This is a genomic window from Halopseudomonas aestusnigri (assembly GCF_002197985.1).
GTDB classification, from domain to species: Bacteria; Pseudomonadota; Gammaproteobacteria; order Pseudomonadales; family Pseudomonadaceae; genus Halopseudomonas; species Halopseudomonas aestusnigri.
The window spans coordinates 93213-105172 of record NZ_NBYK01000009.1 but is presented as its reverse complement, the minus strand read 5'-3'; the positions used below and the strand labels follow the sequence as shown (position 1 = coordinate 105172).

12 protein-coding genes are annotated in these 11960 nt (G+C 63.8%); 5 read left to right on the top strand and 7 right to left on the bottom strand.

Annotated elements, in window-relative coordinates; translation table 11 throughout:
• Positions 1-179: 179 nt before the first annotated feature.
• The 4 genes from acs (at position 180) to B7O88_RS12980 (ending at position 6760) form a co-directional block, all read left to right on the top strand.
• Positions 180-2120, top strand: a complete 1941-nt coding sequence (gene acs / locus B7O88_RS12995; RefSeq protein ID WP_088276415.1) for an acetate--CoA ligase — start codon at positions 180-182, stop codon at positions 2118-2120.
• 122 nt (positions 2121-2242) lie between these two features.
• Positions 2243-3424 carry an acetyl-CoA C-acetyltransferase gene (locus B7O88_RS12990; protein WP_088276414.1) on the top strand — a complete coding sequence of 394 codons (1182 nt, stop codon included), beginning with the start codon at positions 2243-2245 and terminating at the stop codon, positions 3422-3424.
• A 172-nt stretch (positions 3425-3596) separates the two neighbouring features.
• Positions 3597-4658: a beta-ketoacyl synthase N-terminal-like domain-containing protein gene (locus B7O88_RS12985; protein ID WP_088276413.1), complete on the top strand. Its 1062-nt coding sequence runs from the start codon at positions 3597-3599 to the stop codon at positions 4656-4658.
• Positions 4655-6760, top strand: a complete 2106-nt coding sequence (locus B7O88_RS12980; RefSeq protein ID WP_088276412.1) for an enoyl-CoA hydratase-related protein — start codon at positions 4655-4657, stop codon at positions 6758-6760. The genes B7O88_RS12985 and B7O88_RS12980 overlap by 4 nt, the downstream gene beginning before the upstream one ends.
• Here the strand turns inward: B7O88_RS12980 and B7O88_RS12975 are convergent.
• The 7 genes from B7O88_RS12975 to B7O88_RS12945 all read right to left on the bottom strand — a co-directional run bounded on the left by B7O88_RS12975 (position 6746) and on the right by B7O88_RS12945 (position 10924).
• Complete coding sequence (locus B7O88_RS12975; RefSeq protein WP_088276410.1) at positions 6746-7423, bottom strand: MOSC domain-containing protein; 678 nt, start codon at positions 7421-7423, stop codon at positions 6746-6748. The two genes, B7O88_RS12980 and B7O88_RS12975, sit on opposite strands and share 15 nt — an antisense overlap.
• Positions 7424-7481: 58 nt before the next feature.
• Complete coding sequence (locus B7O88_RS12970) at positions 7482-7904, bottom strand: hypothetical protein (protein WP_088276409.1); 423 nt, start codon at positions 7902-7904, stop codon at positions 7482-7484.
• Complete coding sequence (locus B7O88_RS12965) at positions 7901-8320, bottom strand: MAPEG family protein (protein ID WP_088276408.1); 420 nt, start codon at positions 8318-8320, stop codon at positions 7901-7903. Before B7O88_RS12965 ends, B7O88_RS12970 begins: the two co-directional genes overlap by 4 nt.
• Positions 8321-8346: 26 nt before the next feature.
• Positions 8347-8907, bottom strand: coding sequence for a CPCC family cysteine-rich protein (locus tag B7O88_RS12960; protein WP_235005789.1), 561 nt, complete (start codon positions 8905-8907; stop codon positions 8347-8349).
• On the bottom strand, positions 8834-9388 hold the full coding sequence (locus B7O88_RS12955) for a GNAT family N-acetyltransferase (RefSeq protein WP_088276406.1): 555 nt from the start codon (positions 9386-9388) through the stop codon (positions 8834-8836). Before B7O88_RS12955 ends, B7O88_RS12960 begins: the two co-directional genes overlap by 74 nt.
• On the bottom strand, positions 9385-9765 hold the full coding sequence (locus B7O88_RS12950) for an MmcQ/YjbR family DNA-binding protein (RefSeq protein WP_200818461.1): 381 nt from the start codon (positions 9763-9765) through the stop codon (positions 9385-9387). Before B7O88_RS12950 ends, B7O88_RS12955 begins: the two co-directional genes overlap by 4 nt.
• Positions 9766-9871: 106 nt before the next feature.
• A complete protein-coding gene (locus B7O88_RS12945; protein ID WP_088276403.1) occupies positions 9872-10924 on the bottom strand; it encodes a helix-turn-helix domain-containing protein in 1053 nt (350 codons plus the stop codon).
• A gap of 103 nt (positions 10925-11027) precedes the next feature.
• On the opposite strand from B7O88_RS12945, the gene B7O88_RS12940 reads away from it, so the two are divergent.
• Positions 11028-11960 (top strand): sterol desaturase family protein, encoded by a 933-nt coding sequence (locus tag B7O88_RS12940; RefSeq protein ID WP_088276402.1) that lies wholly within the window; start codon positions 11028-11030, stop codon positions 11958-11960.

The following is an 11960-nucleotide window of genomic DNA, read 5'->3' as shown; positions in this document are numbered from 1 at the left end:
CTCATACCAAAGAAGGGTTGTCTTGCCCCCCTCTGATGGCCGACGCTAAATGGCCTAGACTGATCGCACAGCCCCAACGGCTTTGTCGGTCCGGAATCTCTGCTGCAGCACCGGAATGACCCTCTTCAGGGCCGGCTGACAAGAGACTGCCTGAATTCAATAACAAGAGGGGAATACCCATGTACGCAATCGAAAACCACAAGGTGTCCGAGTCCGCTCGCGCGCATACCCACCTGGATGACGCGACCTATCAGCGTATGTACAGGCAGTCGCTTGAGCAGCCCGACCAGTTCTGGGCCGAGCAGGCCGAACGCTTTCTGACCTGGGACAAGCGCTGGAGCAAGGTACACGAAAGCGATCTGAGCAAAGGTCAGGCTGCCTGGTTTATCGACGGCAAGCTCAACGTCAGCGTCAACTGCATTGACCGCCACCTGGCCGAGCATGGCGACGAGATCGCCATCATCTGGGAAGGTGACGACCCGAGCCAGGATGCCCGCATCAGCTACCGCGAACTGCACGACAAGGTCTGCCGCCTGGCCAACGTGCTTAAGGCGCGCGGTGTCAGCAAGGGTGACCGTGTCTGCCTGTACATGCCGATGATCCCCGAAGCGGCTTACGCCATGCTGGCCTGCGCGCGTATCGGTGCGGTTCACTCGGTGGTCTTTGGTGGTTTCTCGCCGGACGCACTGCGTGACCGTATTCTCGATGCCGACTGCCGAGCAGTCATCACCGCCGACGAGGGCGTGCGCGGAGGCAAGACCGTCCCGCTCAAGGTCAACGTCGAAAAAGCGCTGAAAGACTGCCCCGACGTCCACACTGTGATAACCGTCAAGCGCACTGGTGCTGACGTTGCCTGGGATGAAAAGCGTGACGTCTGTTACACCGAAGCGACCAGCGCTGCGAGCAACCAGTGTGCGCCAGAACCGATGGACAGCGAAGACCCGCTGTTTATCCTGTACACCTCCGGCTCCACCGGCAAACCCAAGGGCGTGCTGCACACCACCGGCGGCTATCTGCTGATGGCGGCAATGACCCACTACTACGTGTTCGACTATGTGCCGGGCGAGGTCTACTGGTGTACGGCTGACGTGGGCTGGATCACCGGCCATTCCTATATCGTCTACGGCCCGCTTTGCAACCGCGCGACCACCGTGCTGTTTGAAGGCGTACCGACCTACCCGGATGCATCCCGCTGCTGGCAGGTGATCGACAAGCACCAGATCAACATCTTCTACACCGCGCCAACCGCCCTGCGCGCACTGATGGCCAAGGGCGATGCGCCGGTCAAGTCGTCCTCGCGCGCCAGCCTGCGCCTGCTCGGCAGCGTCGGCGAGCCGATCAACCCGGAAGCCTGGGAATGGTATTACCACGTGGTCGGCGAGCAGCGTTGCCCGATTGTCGATACCTGGTGGCAAACCGAAACCGGCGCTGCCATGATCACTCCGCTGCCGGGCTGTACCCTGCTCAAGCCGGGTTCCGCCACCCGCCCGTTCTTCGGCGTCGAGCCGGCCCTGTACGACCCGGAAGGCAACGAGCTGGAGGGACCAACCAGCGGCAACCTGGTAATCAAGCGTTCCTGGCCGAGCCAGATCCGCACCGTTTACGGTGACCACCAGCGCCTGATCGATACCTACTTCAACACCTACAAGAACGTCTACTTCACCGGTGACGGCGCCCGCCGCGATGAAGACGGCTACTACTGGATCACCGGCCGGGTCGATGACGTGCTCAACGTCTCCGGTCACCGTATCGGCACCGCCGAGGTGGAAAGCGCACTGGTGCTGCACGACGCGGTCGCCGAAGCGGCAGTGGTTGGCTGCCCCCACGACATCAAGGGCCAGTGCATCTACGTCTATGTCACCCCGATGAACGGCGTTACCCCAAGCGAGGAGCTGGTCAAGGAACTGAAGGCCTTCGTGGCCGATCAGGTTGGCGCCTTTGCCCGCCCCGAGTTCATGCAGTGGGCACCAGGTCTGCCGAAGACCCGTTCGGGCAAGATCATGCGCCGCATTCTGCGCAAGATTGCCTGCAACGAACTCGACAGCCTTGGCGACACCTCGACCCTGGCCGATCCGGCGGTTGTACAGGATCTCATCGCCAACCGCATCGAGCACGCCTGACGCGATTCGACGCCCTGGCACAGCACTACTGCTGTACCAGGGCCGAGACAACTTGTCTGGAGTAGGGCGCCCCTCTATGCTTGTGCACTCGAAAAACAGTGCCTGCATAGAGGAGCCCGTTCATGCAAGAGGTCGTGATTGTTGCCGCCACCCGTACCGCCATCGGCAGTTTCGGGGGCCAGTTTGCCAAGGTACCCGCCCATGAGCTGGGTGCTACCGTTATCCGCCGCTTGCTCGACGAAACCGAAATCGATCCGGCTTCGGTTGACGAGGTCATCTTCGGCCAGGTTCTGACCGCAGGTTGCGGCCAGAATCCCGCTCGCCAGGCTGCTATCCACGCCGGTCTGCCGCACAGCGTTCCCGCCCTGACCCTGAACAAGGTCTGTGGCTCCGGCCTCAAGGCACTGCATCTGGCCGCTCAGGCCATCCGCTGCGGCGATGCCGAGATCATGATCGCAGGTGGCCAGGAGTCCATGAGCCTGTCGCCGCACATCATCCCGACCTCCCGCACCGGTCAGCGGATGGGTCACGGCCAGATGATCGACACCATGATTCAGGACGGCCTGTGGGATGCGTTCAACAACTACCACATGGGCATTACCGCCGAAAACCTGGTCGAAAAGTACGGCATCACCCGCGAGGAGCAGGACGCCTTCGCCGCCGCCTCCCAGCAGAAAGCGGTTACCGCACGCGAGACTGGCGTATTTGATCAGGAAATCACTCCGGTGAGCATTCCCCAGCGCAAGGGCGACGCACTGCTGATCACCCAGGATGAACAACCCCGCGCCGGTACCACTGCCGAGAGCCTCGCTGCGCTCAAGCCTGCATTCAAGAAAGACGGCAGCGTTACCGCCGGCAACGCCTCCAGCCTGAACGATGGCGCCGCTGCCGTGCTGATGATGAGCGCCAGCAAGGCCGCCGAGCTGGGCCTGCCGGTGCTGGCCCGCATCGCCTCCTACGCCAACGCCGGCGTTGATCCGGCGATCATGGGCATTGGCCCGGTTTCAGCCACCCAGCGCTGCCTGGCCAAGGCCGGCTGGCAGGTTGCCGATCTGGATCTGATCGAAGCCAACGAGGCATTCGCGGCTCAAGCCCTGGCTGTCGGCAAGGAACTGCAGTGGGACACAAGCAAGGTCAACGTCAATGGCGGTGCCATCGCTCTGGGTCACCCGATCGGCGCCTCCGGCTGCCGTGTACTGGTGACCCTGCTGCACGAAATGCTGCGCCGCGACGCCAAGAAAGGCCTGGCGACGCTGTGCATCGGCGGCGGTCAGGGCGTTGCTCTGGCGCTCGCCCGCGACTGATCCCCCTTCCGGCGGCGCCTTTCAGGGCGCCGCACGTTTGCTCATCGCTTATCTACACTGAACTGATCCGGGTCGGTCCGGTCATAGCCTGCGCGGCCTTCCTGTCACGGAAAGTCGCACGGGCCTGCGCCGCGCATCCGCCTGATTTGACGTTCAACCACACGAGCCCTGCATGGACAGCCAGACCAATCACTCTGCCTCCGCGCCAGCCGATGTTTTTCTCATTGATGGCCTGCGCACGCCCTGGGTCAACGCCGCAACGCTGCAGACCAGCGGCTTTGGTCTGCTCGACCTGGCGCTGCAGTGCGGCGCACCGCTGCTGCTGCGCTGTGCGGTTCCTGCGCACCGGCTGGACAGCCTGATTCTCGCGGCGGACGGCGAATCTCAGGTACATCCCCTGCGCAAACGCCTGCGGCTGGACAGCACGACCGAACTTTATCAATGCAGCCATGGCCTCTCTGCGGTTGCGCTGGCTTGCCAGCAAATTCGCAGTGGCGACGCCGATCTGGTGCTGGTCATCAGTGCCGATCTGCAAGCCACACCCCAAGAGCCACTGCTGACCTCCGCCAGACGCACAGCGCGCATGTTCGATATACAGGATGAAGACGCCAGTGCCTTCGCCGAAGCCAGTCGCCTGCGCGCTGGCGATGCCGAACAGGGCGGACTCACTGCCCGTCACCGTATAACCCTGTTCGATAGCCAGGGGCGCACGCACAACGAAGACCAAGCGGACGCAGTGGCGGGTGCCTGCGCCCTGCTGCTGGCCTCAACAGCGGGGCTGCAACAGCTGAAACGCACACCGCTCGCCCAGCTCGGAGCCGGCACGCATGCCCAGGCACCGCCTGAATACCCGACGCTGGCCCCCTTGCTGGCGTCCACACGCCTGCTGCGCCAGCGGCGGTTGTCGCTCGACGATATAGATCAGTGGGAGCTGCCGGAGTCGCCTGCACTGGCACTGCTGAGCCATCTGGCTGCCTGGCAGGATGCCGATTTCTGCCACCGCCAGCTTGAGCTGGAGCAGCCCGTCGGCCGTCTGGACCCGTGCAGCCTCAACATTCACGGCGGCAGTCTCGCCCTCGGCACACTGAGCGCGGGTGACGGCTGCCGCCAGTTGCTGCAGCTGGCAGACAGCCTGCAACGTCATGCGCTTTCCCGCGGCATCGTTTGCGATCAGCACGCCGACGGCCACGCGCGGGCACTGCTGATAAGCCACCCACAGGAGACCAGCGCATGACCGAGGCGAGCAACCCGCTCACGCTGCGCGAACGCGAGCTGGGGCCGTTCACTTATCTGGAACTGCAGCACCCTGCCCAGTCCACCTGGCGCCACTGGCGCCTGCGCCGGGACGAACGCAACGTGGCCTGGTTGCTGTTCGACCATGCCGACAGCAACGCCAACCTGCTCTGCGTGGCGGCGATGACCGAGCTGGGCGACGTGCTGGCCAGCCTGCGCCGCGACATGCCGGCGGCGCTGGTCATACGTTCGGCCAAGCCGTCCGGGTTCTGCATGGGCGCTGATCTGAAAGACTTCCGCCAGCTCGACAACGAAGCCGATGCGGTACGGCAACTGGTCGACGCCCACCTGCTGGCCCAGCAACTGATCGACCTGCCCTGCCCGACCCTGGCTGTGCTGCATGGTGAGACCCTGGGCGGCGGACTGGAACTGGCGCTGTGCTGCGACATGCGTCTGGCGACGCCGGACACCCGCACCGGCCTGCCGGAAATTCGGGTTGGACTGCATCCCGGGCTGGGCGCTACCGCACGCTTGCCCGACCTGATCGACCCGATGCTGGCGATGCGCATGATGCTGACCGGCACGGCGCTTGGCGCCGAGCAAGCCCACAAGGCAGGGCTGCTTGACCAGGTCGCTGCCGAGCACAAGCTCAGGCCGCTGATCGAAGATGCCCTCAACGGCCGGCTGGCCCTGCGTCGCCGTAACCTGAAAGCGCGCCCGTTCCGGCTTGACTGGGTGCGCCGACTGGCCGCACTGGCCATGCGCCGTCAGGCCGGCGCCAAGGCCGACCCGCGCCACTACCCGGCGGCTGAGGCCCTGATCGAGCTCTGGCAGCGCCACGGCGGCCAGCCCGACCTGCTGCTGCACCGGGAGATCTATTCGTTCGCGCGCTTGATCAATAGCCCGACCAGCCGCCACCTGATTCAGTTGTTCTTCCAGCGCCAGCGCCTCAAGGAGCTGGCCGCCGGCAAGGAAAGCCGTCGCCTGTCCCAGCTGCATCTGATCGGCGACAGCGGCGACGGTATTCAACTTGCGGCACTGGCGGCGCTGGCCGGCCTGCGCGTCAGCGTTGGCGGCTCGGCAGCCAGCATGAGCGCCTGCATCGGGCAGATCCGCCGGCTGGCCCGCGACGAGGCACAGCGCCAGCAGGCGCTGGACGCGCTGGTTTTTGATCCGCAGCACCACGGAGTGGCGCTGGCCGATGCTCTGATCGACGGCCAGCAGGCGGATATGGAGCAGCGCCGCGCGCAACTGCAAACACTGGAAACCAGCCTGCGCCCGCAGGCCCTGGTGCTCAGCTTCGCCGATCCGGTAGAGCCGCTGCGCGCCGCACTCGGCGATGCCGGCCGCCTGCTGGGCCTGCGCTTCGCTTCGCCAGAGCGCGGCGCCCTGGTCGAGATTGCCGCGCATAGCACCAGCCGAACTATCAGTCAGCAACACGCCCGTCAGCTGGTCGGCCAGCTAGGCTGTCTGCCGCTGCCGGTCAGCAGCCAGCCGGGTCTGTTGTTGCGCCGGGTGCTGGCACCCTGGCTGCTTGAAGCCATGTTGCTGCTGGAGGAAGGAGCCAGCGCCGACGCCATCGAACAGGCCGCCCTAGCGTTCGGCTGCCCCCAAGGCCCGCTGGCAATTGCTGAGGGATGGGGCCTGAGCCACTGCCTGGCCCTGTTCGAGCGCCTGCACGGCGAACGCGACACCCCCTTGGCGGAGCCCCCTGCCATCCTGCGCAACAGCGTCGAGCAGGGGCGCACATCGTTGCTTGACCCCAAACGGCGCCGTTGGAAAACCGGCAAAGCCCGGTCAGCCAAACTGAGCGCTGACCAGAGCGACCGGTTGCTGCTCAGCCTGCTCAATAGTGCGGTACGCGCCTGCCGTCAGGGAATTGTCAGCGACGCGGACATGCTGGATGCGGCTCTGGTGCTGGCAGGCTATTTCCCGCCGTTTCGCGGCGGGCCGCTTTGCCACGCACGCGAAACCGGGCATGCGGCAATCGTGCAGCGCCTGCGTGAGCTGAGTAACGATCTCGGCCCCCGCTTTGCGCCGGACCCGGGCTGGCAACCGGTGGTCGAAGACGCGGCCCCTGGGGAGCCTTTACAGGCCGGGTAGCGGCTGGGTCTGCTGCTCGGCCCTCAGGAGCTTCTGCTGCATCTCGGCGCGCATCTTCTCGGCCAGCGGTGCGTCCAGCAAGCGGCGCAGAAAGGTCGGATTCAGGCCCTTGCTGTGGCAGTAACGGAACACCTCGTTGATGCTGGGGAAGGCCGTATCACCCGGGGTTACGGCTACCGGCTGTCCGACGCAGACGACACCTTCGTTGAGCACCCGTGCGTAGGCCCCGCAGCGTTCGGCTTGCACGAACGCCTTGGCAAAACGGCTGTCGCCCACCCGTGCCGCCAGCGTTGAACAGGGAATCCGCGGTGCGGTGATTTCCAGCAACAGCTCGCCGATGCGCACACGGTCGCCGATTCGCAGCTCCGGCCACCAGTGCGAGAGGGTCAGGTTCTCGCCAAAAAAGCCGGGCTCAAGCGGACGCTGCAGCTGTTCGCTCCACCAGTCGATGTCTACCTGACTGTAGAGGTAGACCGCCTGATCGGGGCCACCGTGGTGCTTCAGATCAGCAATAAAATCCCCGGCAATGCCGCCGGCACCGATCAACACTTCGCCGCTGCGGGCCTGTTTGAAATGCCCGGTACGGGTTAAACGCGCACCAATGCGCAGTGCCTGCGGCTCGGCGGCATTGATCGACAGCAGGGTAACGGCGGTTTCAGTCATGATGGGCGCTCATCCGGCGTGGGAAAGCCCCCAGTCGAGCGGATTTGCCTCGGTGCTGTCAACCACGACGCGCCAGATAGCCCCGCGCCAGAAACAGAAAATGCGCGCTGCCGATCAACGGCAGGACTACCAGCATCAGATTGGCAGCCGGCGATAACGTCCAGTGGCTGTAGAAGGTCAGCAGGCTGGCCACCCCCAGTAACAGCATGATCACGATGGCCCGTGGCGAGGCCACCTCGCGCATCGGCATGACCACCTTGGACACCAGCTGGATCAGCGCCCAGAGGCCGCACAGTCCACCAAGCAGTAGCAGCGTAAGCAGCCAGGCGAAGGGTTTGTCCGCCTCGTTGGCAAAGGCCATCGGCAGCATCAGCACGCCCAGCCCAATCAGCACCACCAGACTGCCGAAGCACACCACCGCTTCGAGCAGGTAACCCCTGCCACTGGAACGCAGCAGCCGACGAACAGCCCCCTCTCTCATGCGCCAAATACCCCCGCCAGCGCGAGCAACATCATTGCCATCAGCGCCAGCACGCCGATGGTGAAGGCGCGGCGGCGGGCGGGCACATAGTTGCTGCCGGTATGAACCCAGGCGTGAACCAGCCGGCTGAAGACAAATAGCCAGGCCAGTCCCTGCGCCAGCAGACCCGCGGCACCAAGACTCCAGAGCACCATTACCAGCGCGTAGAACAGCACCGGCAGCTCGAACTGGTTACGAATACAGTTATTGATCTGCTGCACCGGCTCGGGCCAGGCATCGTCGTGCAGCGCCCGCCGCGCCTCATCGAGCTGTCCGGCCGCCTGCGCACGCGCCTTGGCCCGGGTCAGGGCGATGTAGAGCCAGAACACCAGCGCCATGTGCATCAGTACAGGGAGGAAAATCAGTTTCTCGGTCATGGTCGGTGCTCTGCTTGTTGTTGTAGTCAGCTTTGCGGAGCACGGTAGCGCTGTCGCGCCTGCCTGTCGACCCGTTCAACCGTCGCCAGGTCGCAGGCCCCCAGCGTCAGCACATTCTGTCGCCCGGCGGCGAGGGTCTGATGATTTGGGCCGCTGACCTGTTCAGGGTCACGCTCGCCATCATCCTCCCAGAAACACACCGCGCAGATCTCATAGCCGCCTTCACTGCCGAGACTGTAGTAACCGCAGCAAGGGCATGCGTACGTGGGCTCGGGGGCACCGTCGATCTGCTCGACAATCAGCCCACGCTCAGTCAGCGCCTGTTGCAAAAAGGCGTTGGTCACACCGTAGAGGTCCTCGATCAGGCTGGAGTGCACCAGCGGATCAAGCAGACTGTCGCCGGGGTCAGCCGGCTCGACTCCGCGGCACACCAGGGTGCGCAGTGCATCCGGCAGCACAGCGACCTGCGGGTCTGCCTCGGAAAAACCGCAGAAAAACCAGAACGCGACAATTTCAGCGCGCTCGGACGCCTCCATCTCCGCCATCATCAATCTGGCCAGCTGCGCTTTCGCCTCGTCCCGCCGCATCCGCTGTCTCCCTGCGAATCTGCTTGTGCATCTCACAGCGTAGCAGCCGTATGGCGCCACGCTGTACCCATTGCTGCGCCGTTACCCGGTAACCGTGGCGCAGAAAGAACGGCCGGGCAACCAGACTCGCCTCGGTCCGAAATTGCTCCGCACCTGCAGCCCGCATGCGGCTTTCGGCGTGCGCCAGCAATTGCGAGGCAACCCCATCGCGTGCTGCCTCCGGCGCACAGTAGAGCAGGTCGATGTGACCATCCGTGCTGAAGCCGATAAAACCCAGCAATACGCCCGCCTCTTCGAGCAACCACAACTGCACGCTATCCAGCCGTTGCCGCCAAGCCGGCAGGTCCGGCTCCAGCGGCGCCCAGGCCAGGCGCTGGGCAGTATCGTAATCACTGGCCGCCAGCGTATGCACCGAGCGGGTGAACAGGCTGACACAGCGCTCGTAATCAGCGGGCTGGGCGCAGCGCAGCACGCGGCTCACAACGCCCCACGGTAGATCTGGTCGCGGCCGTGCCGCGCCTCCAGCCCGAGTCTTTTGGCTCGTGGCAGGCCCCGCACTACCAATGCATAGGAGTGATCAATCATCCGTTGCAGCTCACCCGGCGGGATACTGTCGTCGTTGCGTACGGTGTTCCAGTGCCGCTTATTCATGTGATACCCGGGACTGACCGCAGCAAACAGGTCACGCAGGCCCGGAGCCTGGTGCGGGTCACACTTTAGGTTAACGCACTCGCAGCCCGACCGCTGGAACACCAGCGCGAACAGCTTGCCTTGAACCTTGAAGACCTGGGCATCCGGGCCGAACGGATAGCCGTCCTCAGCCTCGGGTTTGCTTCTCAGGTAACCTTGCAAGTCCATCTGCATCTCCTGTCGGTCAATACAAGTCTACCGCCAACGCGGGTAGCGCCGGATGATGCGAGTGTCGCTGGACGAAGTCACCCATGCAACACAAGCACGTTGGCAGTTACCGGAATGCCTCCGCTACCGCCCCATCGCCGCCAGCCGACGGAGGCACGGCAGTAGCCCGCAGACCTCGCCGCCAGCGTGCGGGAGTCGTCTCTGTCCAGCGACGAAAAGCCCTGTTCAGGGCACTCTGCTCGGAAAACCCAAGCAAAAGCGCAACCTCACCGAGTTGCAGCGTCGAGTCTGCCAGATAGGCTTCAGCAAGCCGCTGCCGGGTGCGATCGAGCAAACTCCGCCAAGTCAGGCCGCGCTGCTGCAGACGACGTTGCAGGGTTCGCGCAGACAGGCACAGCTCCTCGGCAACGAGCTCTAACCCAACCTCACCCTCCGGTAACCGACGCACCAGCGCCCGCTGCAGTGCGCAATCAAAGGCATCCGCTCCAGGCAGCGCCAGCAACAGAGCCCTGGCCTGCTGATCCAGCTGCTCGCGCACGTCCGGATCACTGTGCGGCAGTCGGCAGGCCAGCCAACTGACTGGCAATGCGACCTCGGTAGCAGCAGCGTCAAATACGACCTCACAGCCAAAAAAGGCGTCATAGGCCGCGCGCGAACGATCATCAGGCGTGGGAAAAACAAATCCGACCCGCGCCACAGCCGAAACCTCCGGCAGCAGCCGTCGCAGAAAACTGACCAGCGCTGCGATGGCAACGGTATCGGCCGATGCCCCAGTACTGGCATCAGCGTCCCAGCAGAGCACAACCAGGTCATGCTGCACGCGTACACGAACCAGTTGCTGACCGTAGAACAGCTGCTCATAGCGCCGGTAGACCTGCAATGCCTCGCCCAGCGTATGGCTTGCAAGGCTCAGGTAGCCAAGTACGCCGACATGCCGCGGCCGAACTTGCGCGCCTATCTCCAGCGCCGGCACAACCGCCGTTGCAGGCAGCATACTGGCGCGCTCCAGCAGTTGCTGCCAGATTGCCAGTGGCACCGCCTCGTCCTGACGCCGACTATCAAGCAGCAGGCGCAAATCCGGGGCGGGGAACTGGTAAAGATCAAGCCAGTCAGTCAGCAGCTGTATCCAGCCGCCGGTGACCCGCATGGGCATGGCCATGGTGATTCCTGTTGGCGTATTGGGTCAAAAATGCAGCATATCCGGTCAATATTCAAGCGGCGCCATGGCGCATCATCACATTCGATACCACCTGGAGGGGATGATGGAACGCCTTTATGACAGCTTTGCCCAGGTGCTCGCAGACAGCGGCCTGACGACCCTGCTGAACGCTCTGCCCGCCTGGCTGGCATTCGATGAGCGCCAGCTGATATTCGTCCTGGCTACACCGGTGTTCATCGGCGTATTCGTCTGGGAGTACCTTAAAATCCGCCACGACCACAGGCTGGTCGACACCCGGGAGTCCGTGCGCAACTTCATGCTCGGAGCCGGATACCAGACGACAGAGTTACTGTTCGCCGGCCTGATTGCCTTCCCGGTTCACGCACTGGCCTACCAGCATCGCCTGTTCGATATTCCGCTGACCTTCACTACGGCAGTTCTGCTCTGGGTGCTGACCGACCTGTGCTTCTACTGGATGCATCGCAGCTCCCACCGAGTACGCTGGTTCTGGGCCGCACACGTGACCCACCATTCCAGCGAGCGGATGAACTTCTCCACCGCCATGCGCCAGAACGCGACCAATATCTTCAACGGCGGCTGGCTGTTCTATGTGCCGCTATCACTGCTGGGCTTCAACCCCGTATGGATCGGCATCTGCTATGCCCTGTCACTGGTGTATCAGTTTTTCATCCATACCACCCTGATCGGCAAGCTGCACCCGGCTATCGAGTATGTGTTCAACACGCCGAACCACCATCGGGTTCATCACGCCCGCAACCCCGGGTACATCGATAAAAACTACGGTGGTGTCTTCATTCTCTTTGACCGGCTGTTTGGTACATTTGCCAGCGAGCGCGACGATCAGCCGATCGAGTACGGCATTACCCGACCTGTCTGCAGCAACAGCCTGTTGGTCAACTGGCTGCACGAATACCGCGACATCGCCCGCGACATGCGCAAACCGGGCACGCTTTGGCAGCGCCTGCAACATCTCTGGCGCCCGCCGGAGTGGGAGCGCACCCATCGCGAGGAGTAA

Excerpts from the sequence above, each read along its gene's own strand:
- B7O88_RS12985 (WP_088276413.1), top strand. The coding sequence starts at position 3,597 with ATGGACAGCCAGACCAATCACTCTGCCTCCGCGCCAGCCGATGTTTTT.
- B7O88_RS12965 (WP_088276408.1), bottom strand. The coding sequence starts at position 8,320 with ATGACCGAGAAACTGATTTTCCTCCCTGTACTGATGCACATGGCGCTG.
- B7O88_RS12950 (WP_200818461.1), bottom strand. The coding sequence starts at position 9,765 with ATGGACTTGCAAGGTTACCTGAGAAGCAAACCCGAGGCTGAGGACGGC.
- B7O88_RS12975 (WP_088276410.1), bottom strand. The coding sequence starts at position 7,423 with ATGACTGAAACCGCCGTTACCCTGCTGTCGATCAATGCCGCCGAGCCG.
- B7O88_RS12940 (WP_088276402.1), top strand. The coding sequence starts at position 11,028 with ATGGAACGCCTTTATGACAGCTTTGCCCAGGTGCTCGCAGACAGCGGC.
- B7O88_RS12970 (WP_088276409.1), bottom strand. The coding sequence starts at position 7,904 with ATGAGAGAGGGGGCTGTTCGTCGGCTGCTGCGTTCCAGTGGCAGGGGT.
- B7O88_RS12960 (WP_235005789.1), bottom strand. The coding sequence starts at position 8,907 with ATGCGGCGGGACGAGGCGAAAGCGCAGCTGGCCAGATTGATGATGGCG.
- B7O88_RS12990 (WP_088276414.1), top strand. The coding sequence starts at position 2,243 with ATGCAAGAGGTCGTGATTGTTGCCGCCACCCGTACCGCCATCGGCAGT.
- acs (WP_088276415.1), top strand. The coding sequence starts at position 180 with ATGTACGCAATCGAAAACCACAAGGTGTCCGAGTCCGCTCGCGCGCAT.
- B7O88_RS12945 (WP_088276403.1), bottom strand. The coding sequence starts at position 10,924 with ATGGCCATGCCCATGCGGGTCACCGGCGGCTGGATACAGCTGCTGACT.
- B7O88_RS12980 (WP_088276412.1), top strand. The coding sequence starts at position 4,655 with ATGACCGAGGCGAGCAACCCGCTCACGCTGCGCGAACGCGAGCTGGGG.